General features: G+C 68.0%; 13 protein-coding genes and 1 pseudogene. 4 read left to right on the top strand and 10 right to left on the bottom strand.

Features of this window, described 5'->3' with window-relative positions; all coding sequences use genetic code 11:
• The first annotated feature begins 1,674 nt into the window (after positions 1–1,674).
• Positions 1,675–2,145 (top strand): transglycosylase SLT domain-containing protein, encoded by a 471-nt coding sequence (locus ACWD6R_RS36920; protein ID WP_451822749.1) that lies wholly within the window; start codon positions 1,675–1,677, stop codon positions 2,143–2,145.
• A 436-nt stretch (positions 2,146–2,581) separates the two neighbouring features.
• Here the strand turns inward: ACWD6R_RS36920 and ACWD6R_RS36915 are convergent.
• From ACWD6R_RS36915 to ACWD6R_RS36905, 3 genes and pseudogenes are all read right to left on the bottom strand, one after another.
• Positions 2,582–2,899 (bottom strand): annotated as a pseudogene (locus ACWD6R_RS36915) (IS481 family transposase); the annotation flags it as partial.
• Between the two features lie 193 nt (positions 2,900–3,092).
• Complete coding sequence (locus tag ACWD6R_RS36910; protein WP_451822748.1) at positions 3,093–3,353, bottom strand: hypothetical protein; 261 nt, start codon at positions 3,351–3,353, stop codon at positions 3,093–3,095.
• Between the two features lie 112 nt (positions 3,354–3,465).
• Positions 3,466–3,705, bottom strand: coding sequence for a hypothetical protein (locus ACWD6R_RS36905; RefSeq protein WP_451822747.1), 240 nt, complete (start codon positions 3,703–3,705; stop codon positions 3,466–3,468).
• Between the two features lie 136 nt (positions 3,706–3,841).
• Between ACWD6R_RS36905 and ACWD6R_RS36900 the strand changes: the two genes are divergently transcribed.
• Both ACWD6R_RS36900 and ACWD6R_RS36895 read left to right on the top strand, forming a co-directional pair.
• Positions 3,842–4,312 (top strand): hypothetical protein, encoded by a 471-nt coding sequence (locus ACWD6R_RS36900; protein WP_451822746.1) that lies wholly within the window; start codon positions 3,842–3,844, stop codon positions 4,310–4,312.
• 23 nt (positions 4,313–4,335) lie between these two features.
• A complete protein-coding gene (locus ACWD6R_RS36895) occupies positions 4,336–5,841 on the top strand; it encodes an ISKra4 family transposase (protein ID WP_451822750.1) in 1,506 nt (501 codons plus the stop codon).
• A gap of 12 nt (positions 5,842–5,853) precedes the next feature.
• Here the strand turns inward: ACWD6R_RS36895 and ACWD6R_RS36890 are convergent, their stop codons facing one another.
• Entirely contained in the window at positions 5,854–6,138 is a 285-nt protein-coding gene (locus tag ACWD6R_RS36890; RefSeq protein ID WP_451822745.1) for a hypothetical protein, read from the bottom strand.
• On the bottom strand, positions 6,138–6,731 hold the full coding sequence (locus tag ACWD6R_RS36885; protein ID WP_451822744.1) for a hypothetical protein: 594 nt from the start codon (positions 6,729–6,731) through the stop codon (positions 6,138–6,140). Before ACWD6R_RS36885 ends, ACWD6R_RS36890 begins: the two co-directional genes overlap by 1 nt.
• Before the next feature lie 225 nt (positions 6,732–6,956).
• On the opposite strand from ACWD6R_RS36885, the gene ACWD6R_RS36880 reads away from it, so the two are divergent.
• Complete coding sequence (locus tag ACWD6R_RS36880) at positions 6,957–7,478, top strand: NUDIX hydrolase (RefSeq protein ID WP_451822743.1); 522 nt, start codon at positions 6,957–6,959, stop codon at positions 7,476–7,478.
• Positions 7,479–7,513: 35 nt separating this feature from the next.
• Here the strand turns inward: ACWD6R_RS36880 and ACWD6R_RS36875 are convergent, their stop codons facing one another.
• The 5 genes from ACWD6R_RS36875 to ACWD6R_RS36855 all read right to left on the bottom strand — a co-directional run bounded on the left by ACWD6R_RS36875 (position 7,514) and on the right by ACWD6R_RS36855 (position 14,838).
• Positions 7,514–7,975, bottom strand: a complete 462-nt coding sequence (locus ACWD6R_RS36875; protein ID WP_451822742.1) for a hypothetical protein — start codon at positions 7,973–7,975, stop codon at positions 7,514–7,516.
• Entirely contained in the window at positions 7,972–10,167 is a 2,196-nt protein-coding gene (locus ACWD6R_RS36870) for a site-specific integrase (protein WP_451822741.1), read from the bottom strand. The genes ACWD6R_RS36875 and ACWD6R_RS36870 overlap by 4 nt, the downstream gene beginning before the upstream one ends.
• Positions 10,164–11,843, bottom strand: coding sequence for a hypothetical protein (locus tag ACWD6R_RS36865; RefSeq protein WP_451822740.1), 1,680 nt, complete (start codon positions 11,841–11,843; stop codon positions 10,164–10,166). The genes ACWD6R_RS36870 and ACWD6R_RS36865 overlap by 4 nt, the downstream gene beginning before the upstream one ends.
• Before the next feature lie 41 nt (positions 11,844–11,884).
• Entirely contained in the window at positions 11,885–13,354 is a 1,470-nt protein-coding gene (locus tag ACWD6R_RS36860; protein ID WP_451822739.1) for a site-specific integrase, read from the bottom strand.
• A gap of 599 nt (positions 13,355–13,953) precedes the next feature.
• Positions 13,954–14,838, bottom strand: a complete 885-nt coding sequence (locus ACWD6R_RS36855; RefSeq protein ID WP_451822738.1) for an abortive infection protein — start codon at positions 14,836–14,838, stop codon at positions 13,954–13,956.
• Between the last annotated feature and the right edge of the window lie 138 nt (positions 14,839–14,976).

Below are 14,976 nucleotides of genomic sequence, written 5' to 3'. Positions count from 1 at the left end.
TCCAGCACACCCAGAACCTCACCCCCACCGCCCTGAACAGCCCTCATCGCCATCCACCCACCGCCCCGGCCGCCACAGCGACCCACCACACCCCTGTTGCTCCGCCGATGCGGCCGCGGCCCGGCAGCCCGCACGTGCGGGCTCGAAAGAGACGGCGATCCCCAGCGGCGCTTCGTGGCCGGCCACCGGGGGCATGGCGAACGCCGGGTCGCAGATCGGCTCCGGGGCCGACGTCGGCGGAGCCCGGACCGAAGGCATCCGGCAGCCCGGCCGCGGGGAGTACGACCAGTTCGAGGGACTCCCCCACGCCCAGGGAGCGTGCAACCGGATGCGGGCCGGCCCTGGACGGCCCACGGCCGGCCCGCCCACGTCCAAGGGCGCCGGGCAGTCACACGACCTGCTCCTTCGCTGCTTCGAGGGTGGACCGGCAAACATCCCGCCCGGCCGGGAAAATCCGCTCGGCGCGAAGCGGGACTGCGCGGACGCGGGCTCGTCAAAGAGCGCGGCCGGCAGTGCCGGGGATCCGCCGGGGGGTGGCGCACGGGTCATCGGCGGCGTCGCCGGCGGGGCCACCACCGGGAAGCGCTGCGGCGCGCCGAGGACGGCGGAATGCCGCGATCTCTTACGGACTGCGGCCGACGACCGCCACAGCGCCGGGCGGGGCGTATATATGCGCGTACATGCGCGCCGGTCCGGAACGTGACGAAGTCCTGCGGCAGCGTCAGGCCCCTGGCCGCCGGATCCCCCGCCACACCGTTGAGCTTCGTGTCCTGTTCCGGGACAAGGCCGCCGGCATCACCGGGCCATTGAAAGGCGCCCGCGAACCGGCTGGAGTCAAGCGGCGGCAGACTCTCGTACGGGCAGTGCTCGCAGGTGCAGCGGCAGGCACGGTACCCGCCGAGGCCAGTGGCGCGCCGATGCAGCATCGAAGCCGGCCGGGGGCCGGATGGACCATCGTTCGCCAGGCACCGCAGCCCCCGTTTGAACACTGCGAGCGCAATGGCCGGCGCGAGCATGACACCGGCCGCCGACACCCCATGGGCGGGTGTCAGGGCGCCGCCTCGGGGCCGTGCGGTCGCGGCGCGCGGTGGCGACCTCTTCGAGGTCCCGGACCGTCTTCCCCACCACCGTGCGCCACAGGCCCCAAGCCCCCGCGGTTCCGCGGACCAGGAGGATTCCGTGGTGGAAGACCGTGCGGCGCAGTCGTGACTGCCCTCGAAGAAGGCGAATGCTGCACGGCGGGGGTACGCGCCGCATGCCGCCGCCGGCATGTGTCGCCGTCGCGTGCCGCCGCCGGACCGGTCACGCGCCGGCCACCGGTCAGGATTCCTTGCCGATGCGTGCCGATAATCGCCACCCCGCCGCCAATACAGCATGTTTATTCAGCATTACGGTGAGCGAATAGGGCGCCCTTTATATGACGCAGGCCACGTGACCCGCGCCACCCTTGTACCGATTCGCGGCATTTGCCGTGTGGAGTGGACCACGTGACGGGCGTCACTCCGAAGCCGGATAGTAGACACGCCGGTACCTGATCCGCAGCCTTGACGGCGCTTCCCCGATTATTTCCGGCACCCAGTACGAATCCCATTAGTAAAGAGGGGGCATTGACCCGGGTTTTCTTCTCGATTAACAATTCTTGGCATCGCCCCACGACGGAAGAGGAATTACCGAATGCAGTTCAACGCGATGTCCACGAAGTTCGCCCGCATGACCAGGACCAAGAAGATCTCGCTGGGCATGTTCGCCGCCGGTGCCGCGGTCGTGGCCGGCACCGTCGCAGGCGCCCCGGCAGCCTCGGCCGCCACCCCCGCCCAGTCCGGCGGCGGCAACGTCGACACCTGGATCAAGGAGTCGCTGAAGGTCATGCATGCGAAGGGCATCCCGGGCACCTACGAGGGGATCCACCGCAACCTGATGCGCGAGTCCTCCGGCAACCCCAGCGCCATCAACAACTGGGACTCCAACGCCACCAAGGGCATCCCGTCCAAGGGCCTGCTCCAGGTCATCGACCCCACGTTCAACACGTACCACGTGGGCGGCACCTCCAAGAACATCTACGACCCGGTCGCCAATATCACCGCCGCCGCCAACTACGCCGCCCACCGCTACGGCTCCATCGACCACGTCAACTCGGCCTACTGACCGGACGTGTCGGTGGTGCGGCCGAACCCGGCCAGAGCATGCCCGGGGCCCGGCCTTGCGGGCCCGCCCCCAGGTTGCTCGGTCAGCCCTGGGCGGTCAGCCCTCGAAGCAGGCCGACCGGGCGGACCACTGCAGGGGCAGTGTTCGTGACCGGCCTGCTGGTGGCAGCGTTCCCGCAGCCACCAACAGCACATCCCGACTCCGCGGCGCACCGGAGCATTGCGGCCGCGGTCGAGGCGGCCCGGTCCCGCGCCGCTTCCAGGAGGAGCCGCGCCGAAGTGCCGGCGCACCCCCGCCGGTCGGTGCTCAGTACTGTTGTGGTGGAGGCAGCCGATGGTGCTCGAGCGCCCCACGGGCAGCCCGAGCGCAGTTGTGTGCGGGCCGGCTTCGAGGCGTGCCGGATCAGCACCCCGCAGACGGGGCCGGCCCAGATGCATTGACCCGCACGGTTGTTGATGCGGGTGATGGGCAGCCGGCCCGCGAGCGCGGTGTGGCGGCGGTTGCAGGTGTCGAGGAAGTCCGCCAGGGCCGCTGTTCGTTCGGTGCTGCTGGTGCGGGGCCGCGGCCAGGGCCCACTCGTCGAGCAGGAAGCGGCCGAATCGTTCGGCCTGCCGTCGGTCCGTAGCCGGTGAGGGGCGGGGTGTTTGCCGGTTGCTTCCGGGCCGGCCCGGGCCTGCCGCCCAAGGACGCTCTTGCGGCAGGGCGAGACGTTGTCGGTCAGCCCACGTTCGATCCGGGTGATCTCGGGGCCGGCCATCCGGCAGAGCCCGGCCGGGGCATGTCGCGGCATGTCGCTGTGGGATCGTGTCGGTGTACTGCGCAGGCGCCGTCCCGGCGCGTTCGCGCGTTCGTACCCGGTGCCCGCGCAGCCTTCCTGACCACCGCCGCGTTCACCGCCCTGGCCTTCGCCGTGACCGCACGCGCACTGCCGCCCCGTTGCAAGGCGCTCACCGAGACCGCCTGACACACCACCACACCAGCCGGCCCCGGCAACCGCGGAGGCCGGCTTCGCCGTTCCTCAACCGCCCCGGCCGCAGCGGGTGACGATGCCGGGCCGCGCCGGCCGCGGCCTCGCCGAGCTCGGCCAGTGCCGGGCGGCCAATCACGGTGACGTCGTCGTGCCGCTTGGTGCTCTCCGGCTTGCGGCTGTAGCCCTCGCCCAGATCGTGCTCGTCCAGGAGCCGCTTGGCCAGCGCCGCCGAGGACAACGCAGCGGCCGCAGGGGCGTCGTGGTCCTCCGCGCGCGGCTGCGGCGCAGGACGTCGGGTTGGTGGGGGCGGATGGGTGTCCAGTGCGTGCGTGCGAGCTGATGGACCGACCTCAGGGCTCAAGGTACGGAGGGATGGACCGGACCGTGCCTCTAACTGATTCCTCGATCTGCCCACGCAGGACTGCGGTTTCACCCTCCAGCTCCGCGTTCCGCAGGGTCAGAACTTGAATGTGGTTCGCGTAGGTGGCGACCGTTTTCCTGAGTTCGCCTGTCTCCTCGGCCTTCTGGCGGCGTAGCGTGCGTAGTTCCTTGCGCAAGCGGGCTGCTTCGGCCTTGAGTTGGGTGCACATCTTGTGAGGGTGCCTCGTTGGGGTGATTAGCAGGGGTTCGGGATGTGTCGGTGTGGGGCGGTCTTTACCGTCGGCGAGGTGAGCCGGCCGTGGGTGCGGGCACCGGGTGAGGCGGGGTGGTGTGGTGCCGTCGTTGATGGCCGCGTTGGATGCCAGAGAGAGTGAATGCCGGGGCAAGGTCGCGGAGTTGCGTAAGCAGATCGCAGAGCTTTCCGAAGCGGTGTCCCAGGCGGAAGCCGAACTGTCCCGGCTGCAGATCACGCGGGAGACGGTGAAGCAGGTGCTGGCCGACGGTCCGGTAGCCGCGCGTGATGCGGCTGTGCCGGCGGGGTCCGGGCCGGTCGATGTGGCCGCGGCGCTGCTGGCCGCCGAGGCCGTGGGCGATGTGACGGTGATGTCGCCGGATTACCAGCGGATCATCGCGTTGTTCGCGACGTCGGGATCGGCGTGGCGGTGCAAGGACGTGTGCGTGGAGCTGGGGCTGGAGACCGAGGCCCGTCATGTGGAGGGCATGCGCTCGAAGCTGAAGCGCCTGGTGGAGCGGGGGATCCTGGTGGAGACCGCGCCCGGGCTGTTCAGGGTGGACGGACGGGAGTTGGGCTGGTGAGCGCCGTCCTGGAGACCGGGGGTCTGGCGGTGGCCGAGGCCGCGTTCGCCGCCTCCCGCGGCCTGTTCGAGCAGGTCGCCGCGGATCTGACGTCGCCGGACGCCGCCGCGTTGACGCATTCGGGGCTGGAGGACCTGCTCGCGGCGCGGATGCGTGAGGTGACCCGGCAGCTGTTCCAGGACCATCTGGATCTGCGCGCGGTGCGCGAGCAACGGGCGGGGCAGGTGGTCGATGCGGCCGGTGTCGAGCGCACCCGGATCGAGCGGGGCCGGAGGCGGATCCTGGCCACGGTGTTCGGGAAGGTCACAACGACCCGGATCGCCTACCGGGCCACCGGCTCGGCGGATCTGCACCTGGCTGACGCCGCACTGAACATGCCGGCCGGGATGCACAGCCATGGGCTGGCCCGGATCGCCGCCACCGAGTCCACCCGCGGCTCCTTCGCGGAGGCGGTCGACCGCGTCAACGCGCTGACCGGCGCCGGGATCGGCCACCGGCAGGTCCAGGAACTCGCTGTGGCCGCCGCGGCCGACATCGACGCTTTCTACCAGGCCCTGGTGCCCGAGCCGTGCACCGACGCCACGCTGCTGGTGCTGTCCACCGATGGCAAGGGCGTGGTGATAAGGCCCGAGGCGCTGCGCGAAGCCACGGCGAAGGCCGCCGCGGCCAAGAGCGGCAACAAGATGGCGACCAGGCTCGCGCCCGGGGAGAAACACGGCCGCAAACGGATGGCCACCCTGGGCACCGTCTACGACGTCGACCCCGCCGTCCGCGGGGTCGACGACATCATCGCCGACCCCGCCGACCCCGCCGACGCCGTGAAGGAGCGTCGTCCGGGCCCGAAAGCCAGGTCCAAGTGGTTGTGCGGCTCGGTGAACGACACCGCCGAGCAGGTCATCGCCGCGGTGTTCGACCAGGCCGAAGCCCGCGACCCCGGGCACCGCCGGACCTGGGTCGTGCTGGTCGACGGCGCCCGGCACCAGCTCGACCTCATCCAAGCCGAGGCAGCACGCCGGAACGTCACCGTGCACATCGTCATCGACATCATCCACGTGCTCGAATATCTGTGGGGTGCCGCGCACTGCCTGCACCCGGCCGGCGACCGCACGGCCGAGGCATGGGTCGCCGTACACGCCCGCACCATCCTGACCGGAGGCTCCGAGCAGGCCGCGGCCTCGATCAGCACCGCCGCCGACGACGCCGGGCTGCGGCCCGGCTCACGCAAGGGCGTCGACGACGCCGTCGGCTACCTGAAGAACAAGGCCGCCTACCTGCGCTACGACACCGCGCTGACCGAAGGCTTCCCGATCGCCACCGGGATCATCGAGGGGGCGTGCCGCCACCTGGTCAAAGACCGCCTCGACATCACCGGAGCCCGCTGGGGCCTGGCCGGCGCCGAAGCCGTCCTGAAACTCCGTGCTCTGCGCAGCAACGGCGACTTCGACACCTACTGGGCCTGGCACGAGACACAGGAGTTCACGCGCAACCACCAGGCCCGCTACCGCGACACCCTCATACCAGCGGCGTGATCGCCAGAACCCTCATTGGATCTGCACCCCCTTGAGTTCGTCGATCTCTGGGCGTTTGGTGGCGGGGGCGGCCTGGATCTCCTTGACGGCCGCTGCGACGGGCGATCGGTAGTACGAGGCTCGGGAGATGCCGGTCTCGGCGGCGATGTTCACCACGGTGACCGAGCCGTCAGAAATCTCCGGGCGGCCGTCCATCAGCTGCTCGAACGCTCGCATGATGGCCCGGTCCGTGTCGGTCAGGCTGTTCTCGCGGCTGAGCTGGGCGAAGGCGAAGTGTGTCCTCTGCAGGTTGGTCATCAGCGTGTCTTTGGCCCTCTCGTCTGTTGGAGTTCGTCGATCAGCGAGTCGAGCGTGGCGATGAAATGGCGCATGGCGCTCTGCTGGTGACCCGGCAGATCCGTCGCGTCGCCGAATTCGTTGACCGCGCTGTCGCGAGCCTGGTTGAGCCGGGGTAGGTGGACCGACGATCGGTGCGAGTTCGGGCAGGTCAGGCACATGTTCAGCATCGGCAGCGGACGGCCCAGCCCTTTGGATCGCTTCTCGCACAAGGCTGTGGCTGGTTGGTGGAAGCAGTCGTTGAGGACGCCCGGGTGCAGGGTGCGGGTCAGGTGCCGCAGCATCGTTCGCAGACGCTCGGGGCTCGCGGCCGTACCGGGCAGGTCGCCAAGTTCTGCCCGGATGCGGTCAAACTCGGCCTCGATGCGTTGGGCGGCGCCGCCGGCGGACTGTCCTCCCTCGTTCCAGTCGTGGTAGAGATCTTCGACGTAGTCGAGCTTGGCTGTGGCCTTGTCGGCTGTGACCTCGTCGGCGAAACCGGACGCCGAAGTCCCTGCGTACCCTTCGAAGATCGCGAAGCTGGCGTGCTTGTACTGCCGGGTTCCTGCCACCATCCCGAAGGGCTGGTTCGCGATGTGCCAGGCCAGCGTCCGGCTTGTGTCCGCAGAGACCGTGTGCGGATGACCTCGTGTGGCGATTGAGCAGGTCGCTCTTCGAGGCACCGTTCGCGACGCCGATCGTCGAGCGTGTTGCATTCCGCGGGATGTCCTGTGGTGCGGATCACTTGCCTCGGGTGCTTGTCGGGCAGGGTTGTCAGTGGGAGCTGAGATCGTGCCTCCGTGAGTGAACTGGTTGAGCATGTCGATGAGCATGACCGCGTGCTGGGAGTCGTCGACCGAGATGAGGCGGTGCGTGCGAACTGGCCGCATCGCATTGCAACGACGATCTGTCGTGATCGCGAGGGGCGGATCTTGGTGCTTCGACGGGCCGAGACGATGTCCCGGTTCCCGGGCTACTACGACGTGATGGTCGGCGGCGCCGTGAACGTGGGCGAGTCGTATGAGCAGGCGGCAGTCCGCGAGCTGACTGAAGAGCTGGGCGTTCGTGTGCCGGTGCGGTTCCTGTTCAAGTTCCTTTGCCGGGCAGGGATTAGCCCCGTCTGGTTCGGGGTGCATGAGGCCGTCGTGTCGGAGGCTCTGGTGCCGGACCCGGGTGAGATCGACTGGCAGGACTGGATGACAGTGGACGAACTGCTTGAAGTCGCTGATGAATGGCTCTTCGTTCCGGGAGGGCGGGAGGCTCTGCGCCGATATCTGGAGTCCGGATCCGGCAGCGGTGCGGGCGAGCCAGCGGCCGGATGATCGGCGATGCGGGTCGCCGCGGTTCAGGGCAAACATCAGCTGCAGGAGCCGATGACGGTGGTTCGCGGCGTTGGAAGGCGCCTGACCTTGGATTCCCCGGCGGTCGCTTCGCGGAGCCGGACGATCTCCTCGTGCTGGGCAGCGAGCCGGGCCAGGGCCTGGCCGCGGAAGTCGGTGAGTTCTTCGACCGTCTGCTCTGACTGGGCCAGCCGTTCCCGGAGCTTGGTGATCTCTGCCTTGAGCCGGGTGATCTGGGCCTCGCGAGGGTCGGGGATCTCACCAACGTCTTGAAGCGCCTGGAGGCGTCGTTCGAACTCGGCGCGGAGGTGCGCGTATGGGCGAGTGCCGTAGAACGCGGTGCGGTCGACGGCCGCCTCGTTGGCGAGGGTCTTGATGTCGCACTTTCCGCCGGGCGGCATCTCGCCTCGCAGGAGTCGGTCCATGGCGGCTCGGATGCGGTTCTCGTTCTCGGTCCGCTGGGCTACGGAGATTCTCATGCGGATTCCTCGTCCGTGGTGCTGGTGGCGTCGATTTCGGCGACGACCCGGAGGGCCCGGTCGTAGTCGGCCTGGAGTCGGGTGCGTTCGGTCTTGCGTGTGGTGCCGAGTTGGCCAAGGAAGATCTCGGTGCGTTCGGCGTGCTCGGCCCAGACAGGGCGGTGACAGGGGTGATGGGTGGCCTGCGGGCAGCGGGCGGAGTCACACATCCCGATCAGCGGACGGTCGGCGGTGGGGGTGCCGGCCAGCTTCAGGCAGAGCGCCCGGGACGGGTCGTTGAACCAGCAGTAGTTCGCCGGGCCGAGGTGGAGGACCGTGGCGCGCTTGGTCAGCAGGTTGAGCACGTCGCGGTCGCTGCGCTGAATCTTCGGAGCCGCTGCTGACGACTCAAGCTTCTCGTCGATGCTGGCGAAGAACTCGGTGAGGCTGCGGGCGCCGGGACCCGCCGGGAGGATGCCTTGCTGGTAGTTGCGGAACTCAGCCAGGACCAGTTCCAGATTGCGTTGCTGTTCTTGGTCGTTGACCTCAGCCAACAACTCGGCTTGGGCGCCACCAGGGCGCGAAGCGTAACCTTCCGTAGTTGCTGTACTCACATGGTGTAGGTAAATCTTGGTCGCCAGGAGACCACCTGGTCGGTAAGCAATCTCGATCGCCAGCTTTCTGCGCAGCATCCTCAGCGTCAGACGTTCGTTGGGGATCGGGGCGAGCCCGAGGCGCTGCCCGTGTGGGCCGTTCACCCAATTACGGAACCACTGATAGCGGGAGTTGAAGTGAAACCGGCCCAGTAGCGGGGTTCCGGCCTCTGGGGCGTTGTGAAGTTGCTCGGCAAGAGCGGCCGCCTGGTAGGCATCGTGGATCACGACCCATTCGTCGTGAACTCCGCCGAGGGGTTGGCCCTTGATGAGCTTGCCGGCCAGCCGGTAGCGGACCAGGTCGGGCCCGTACTCTTCCGGCGGACGTCTGCAGCCGACCTGCAATTCCATGAGCTCACTCGCGCGCATCCCGGTGACCGCCGACAGCGTGAGGATAGCCGCGGTCCGAACAACGCCGATCAGGGCGATCGCTTCTTCCCGATGCAGCGAGAGCGTCCAGGGAAGAGTGCCGTTGCCGTCGGCCCTCTCAACGTGGGTGGCTGCTCTACCGAAGGGCCGTTCCGCGCCGACAGATTTCAACGTCGCCTCGACCGGTCCTCGTAGGATCGGTAGCCATGAGGTGTGGAACTGCCGGAACCCGGCCTGGCGGGCCAGGACGCTGAAGGCGATCGGGGCCAGCGGGTCTTCGGCTGCCCAACCTGCGTCGAACCTGTCCTGGATATGGTGCTGCCGCAGCAACGGCAGCGGCTCACCGGCATGTTCGTAGTCGGCCAGCACTCGGGTGATCTCCGCGAGCGGGACCCGGGTTGCCGACTTGAGGTCATCGGTCTTGGTCGACCAGTTTCGGTCGGCGAGACGGACCTGGCCGGCGAGTTCCACGACGTGCGGGCCGATCACGTGCACCAGCTGCAGGGCTGCGGCCAGCGCCGGCTGGAGCACCTCGTCAGAGGCTGGCGGGGTCTTATTCTGCGCGCCGCGGTTGTTGTTTTCGGCGATCGCTGAGGGTGTGGCTCCGCCCCAGAGCCGCAGGTCCGCCGGGACGCGGTCGGCGGCGAAGAGGTCCCGATAGTTGAGCAGGTCGGTCACGATCATTGCGGCGATCTGGCGAGTGCCCGTGCTTCGCTCACCGACGACGACGTCGTTCTCGTCCCGCTCGTAGCGGCGATGGGCCAGGTAGGCGTCGCAGTCGATGCTGTTCAGATCTTCGAGGCTGGTCACACCGCGTGCGGTAAGCCACTTCATGAAGCGGATGAGTTCGGCGAGCCGGCCGTGACTGGTACTGACGTGCAGCGGGGTCCTGTAGGCCCGCGCAAGCGATGCCACCGCATTGTGGTGCGGAGCGAGGAGGGCCATGACCAGCTCCTTCGCGACCAGCTGCCAACGAGGGTCACCGATGACGGCGAAGTTGAAACGCCGGTGCCGAAGTGCCAGCGAGATCGGAAGACCGACGACCTCTGCCAGATCCCACAGATCGTCCTCGAAGACGGGCCGACGCACTGCGTCGGGCAGGGTGAGACCGGCTTCGCGGCAGATATCGGCGCCGGCGAACACTGAAACCGGGGCCGTGATGAGGTTGGTGAACGCGTGCAGGATGGTCATCCTGTCGCCTCCTCGGGCCGCAGCGGCAGCTCGTCGTCATGGTTGCCGACCGCCGTGGCAGCATCCGCCAGCACGGCCGGGTCGAATCGGTCCAGGACCTGGCCGATCCGCTGCGAGTACGGGCCGAACACGGCCATGAACTGGGCGGCGGGCATCTGCTGCCACTGCCGGGAGAAGAACGCCTTCAGCCTCAGGAGGCTGGAGGCATGGCGAGGCGCGAACACCGCCAGAGGGCAGAGCAGACACACCCACGGCCGGGCCGGACACGGCTTGCCCTTGGGGCCGTGCAGCCCGGACAGCTGGTCAGCGCAGGCCGCGGTGAACACGTCGCGTTCCCCGCCGATCAGCTCGGCGAGCACGGTGTCGTTGAGCTGGAGGCCGTTGACCAGCTGCGGGTAGTCCCGAGCCAGGGCAGCGGCGTCTTCGTCTGTGATCACAGCCGGAGGATGGGCTCTTCGCAGCAGGTCGTGCTGAGCATCCTCGACGAGCGCCTCCACCGCCCGCTGCTGGGATGGCGTCGCGGCGGTCAGATAGTGGTCGCCCTCCACCTGGGGACTGTGGTTCGGGTCGATGGTCGCCCGTCCCTGTCCGCTCCAGGCCCGACGGTCGCGCATCGCCAGATGCGTCGTACGGATTCTTCCCCGGTGGATCTTCAGCGGTTTGCCGTCATCGCCGGTCAGCCCGCGCTGAAGAGTCCAGGCTTTGACGGTGTTGCGGTGGATCGTGCCGCTGAATATTCCTGCGGTTCCGGGCCGGGTGACGCCCAGCCACATCTGACGCGCTGTCTCGACATCGGCGTGACTTCGCAGCAGCGATGAGTGGGCCAGCCACTGTTCCAGCAGCCGAACTGCCCTCTTCGGCAGGTTCGCGCTCTCGCCCGCGGTGCGGCCCTTGATGTAGGAGAGCAAGATCGTGGAGTCCCCGGCCCAGTCGATGTCCTCGACGCCCAGGTCGTCGATACCGTCGGGCACGATGCCGGAGTAGATGCCGAACAGCAGTCGGTAGGCGACCACCACGGTCAGGTGCGGGAACGCTGCGGCACTCGCGGCCGGGACCCCACCCCGTTTCTGCACCGCGTTGAGGGAACATCCCAGATGCTCGGCGACGCCCGGCGTCCCCACGGGGCCCAGCCGGGCCAGCAACCAGACGAGATTGTCGCTGGTCCACTCCTCAACCGTGGGGGTCCTTCCCCGGGCCGCGGCCGTCAGTGCCTGCCGGTGGGTGGCGTACGACTCGCTGACGATCGTCGTGCAGAGCGTCGTGAGGCGGTCCCATTCGGTCTCCGAATACGGAGGTAGTGCCTGTCGAGGCGGACCTTGGGTGTAGGCGCGGCCGGTCAGCAGCTCCCGCACTCCGGGATCGAGGCGGTCCGTAGCGGTGTCGTAGCCCCTGAGCATTCTCCGGATGAACGCCTCCCAGCGGAACTTGCGGGTCGCCATCCAGTATTCGATCAACACGCCGCGTCCCAGTTCCGCGGCCCCACCGCTGAACCCATTCGCTGACAGCCCCTGGGCGAGGTTCCGAATCGGGGGAAGGCAAAGGTCGACCGAGTTCGCCGAGTCGAGACTGCCGTGCGGGTGGATCAGTTCGACCAGCCCGGTCAGCAGATCACTGACCAACTGCGGGCAGGGCAGCCCCTCCAGCCTGAATTCCGCTGTGGAGCCGTCGCTGAACATGCACCGGATGCCCGGAGGATCCGTAAGTACCGTCGCGGGCATCAGACCGCCCCCGTCATGTCATCGTCGAACTCGGCCGCGGCTTCTCGCTCGGAGGCTGCGTCCTCGGTCAGCCCGGCAGCGGCGCCGGCCCCCTCGTATGCCTCCCGGTAGATGCGGGTCGTGTCCAGGCGGCGGAGGTACTTTTCCGTGGTCAGGACGGTGGAATGGCCTAGAAGATCACGAAGCACCAGCAGCGGGTCCGCCTTGCTCAGGTAGAAGACCAGAGCGGCGTCGGCATCGGTGTCCCGCACGAGCTTCGCGGCCTGCCGGTAGTGCCCGGTGACCAGGTATTCGAGGGTTCTCATGGAGAAGGTGTGGCGACATCGGTGGGGCCAGACGTGCGGGAAGCGGGGCTCGAAGCGGGCCCGGATCCGGTCGGATGTGCGCTCGAAGACCGTGGCCCAGGCCGTGAACGGGCCGCCGCCGTTCTTCACCGCCAGCAGGCACGAACCGCCCTCCGGGGCGACCAGACGACGCCGCTCTGCCGGAGTCAGCGACTCCCAGGGACGCCGTACCCCGTTGATCAGCCCTCCCCGGGCATCGGGCTCGCTCACCAGCAGCGGTTCGCCCCAACGCCGTGGCGGCTGCCAGAGTGATCCCTCCGCCGTGGCGGCCCTGTCCAGTTCGAGATAGTCGTGCAGCCCGGCCAGGGCCTCGTAAGAGGTCCACGTGGTGCGGAACTTCTTGCCCTTGGTGATCCCGGCCGGCACCGCGAACGGGATGGGAACCGCGGTCGGCTCCGGCGGCAGGGCGGGGACCTCCCAGGGCAGCAGGTAGGTGAACTCCTGCAGCCGCATCCCGGTGGCCAGCGCGTGATCCCCGACCGCCGCGTTGCGGGTCAGTTCCCGCCCGTGGAAACCGGTGTCCTGCGAGCCATCCGGCACGAGCCCGCGCAGGCCCTTGCGGAACAGTTCGGTGAAATCCGGCTCCAGGTACTTGATCGTCACGTGCGGCTTCGGAGTGCGGCGGACCGCCAGATTCACCTTCACCTCGCGGCCGGTCCCGGCGAACAGAGCCCGCGCGGCCCGGTAGGTGAACGGCTCGGCCGTCGCGTACTCCTCGCTGATTGCCCACCGGTAGAACAGCGACAGGATGCTCATGTGCTGGCCCCACGTCGTCGCCGCGAACCGGGCCTTCAACGGACCCGCCGCCCGATGCTCGGCGTACCGGCTCAATGCGACCTTCAGCCGTACCCGCGAGTCGAACAACTCCACCCCGTGCTCGGCCAGGAACTCCATCCACTCCTTGACCACCCGCGCGTAGTTCTCCCACGAGCTCGGCGCCGGTGCTCCGCTGGCCGGGAGCTCACGCAGCCACCGGTTCACCACCGCCGTCGGACGCGGCACAGCCGGGCCGTCCTCGAAGCGCAGGTCATCGTCGATGAGCACGGGCATCCCCTCGGGGATCAACGGCCGGTACTCGATGTCCCAGGACTGCCAGCCCCGGGACGAGAAGAAGTTCAGGATCATGAACGCTGACAGTAGGAACACCACACGACCGAGCGCAAAGCCCAAACTCCCAGGCCAACAACCCAGTTGGAGTCAATCGCCACACGGAAACTAAGCGGAGACAATCCGGCGGAACTGCAGTGTGTCAAAGCGCCAGGCCATCGGCACGGCCGGTGTCGTCTCGGTGTCGCCGAGGGCCTCCGTGTCTTCTTCCTCGGGGCCGGGATCGGCGGTGCCGGTAACGGCGGGCGCCGGGACGGGCCTGTCTCGTTACTGAAGAGCTCATTGAGGTGGTTCCGGAAGTCGTTCAGCCGCTGGGGTATGTGGCCGACCAGTCCCAGCTTGCCGTTGGGAGCGGAGTAGCCGAAGAGGTGCGTGGGGTCGTCGTTGAGTTCCAGCAGGTTCTCCACGGCCCGGTGCACGAGATCGAGCACCACCCAGTCGGCCTCCTCGCCGGTGACCTTGCGGTCCTTGTAGACCCGTCCGTGGATCTTGTAGCGGGGCGGCCATCCGCGGCGGTCTCCATCCGTGCGCAGTCCCGTCGGAGGTCTCGTACTACTGGCGGGAGGGGGTTATTCCGACCGTGCACTATTCCCTTCAGCCGCCGGCGTGGGGCGGGCTCAGCGGGTGCTGTAGAGCCTGGCCAGTTCATCGAACGCTTTCTTCGGCTCCCAGCCGTCCTCGACGGCCTTGACCACACCGAAGCTGGCCATGTCCAAGTCGTAGCGCGGATCAGGAGAGTAGGGCTTCGGCGCGATGAACTCGAATGCATAGGCGCCGTGGATGCCCTCCGCTGCGAACACGCCCAGCTGCTGTGACAGGTAGTCCGCCTGCACCTGCTCATTGCGGGTGAACGTGCCGGCCAACGTGGGAGGGTCCGCCGTCCAGTCGATGATGCCGTAGCCGGCTGGGCCCATCTCGGCGGCGCCATCGAAGGCACAGCATCCGAACTCGGTGACCACGATGGGCTTGTCGTGCCTGTGGAATCGCCTGAGATTGGTGACGTAGTCGGCGTCGTTGTAGGCCATTCGGTAATAGTTCAGCCCGACCATGTCGAAGTGGGCCCAGTCCACTTCCTCCCACAGGCCCGCGCCATAGGTCAGGCGTCCACCGAAGTGTGCCCGAGCGGCCTCGTGAGCGCGGCCGAGTACGTCGTTCAGCTGTTTGTTGAACTCCGGGAAGCGTGGCCACCACTCCGCGGAGGCCAACTTGGCAGATCTGTCCGCGTGAGTGTCCCCGGGGATGATGCCGGAGCCGAAGATTGTCAGCTCGCAGCCCACGTTGAGGCCGACTCGGCCGTACTGTCGTCGCAACTGCTCGGCAGCCTCGGCAGCGGCCGTGAGGTGCTCCAGCATTTCGTCCGGCCCGGCCTCGATGAGCCGGGGCTGCAGCCAGACATGCAGCCCAAGGTCCAAGGCTGCGTCGGCAGCCTCGCTCAGCCGGCTGATGTCGGTGCCGAAAAGGCTGACCGAGGTGCAGTGCAGATCATCTCGGATGACCGCCATGTGCTGCCGGACCAGGTGGTTGGGTAATGGCTTACGAGACAAGCTGAATCGTTCCGGGTTCGGTAGAGACTCTAAGTTGTGGCTGTGACCAGCGGTTTTGGCTGGTTCTGGAGGTAGTAGGTGGCTTCGTACTCGGCG

The organism is Streptomyces sp. NPDC005151, from assembly GCF_053599875.1.
The sequence above is the reverse complement of the archived record's forward strand: the minus strand, read 5'-3'. Positions and strand labels throughout refer to the sequence as shown.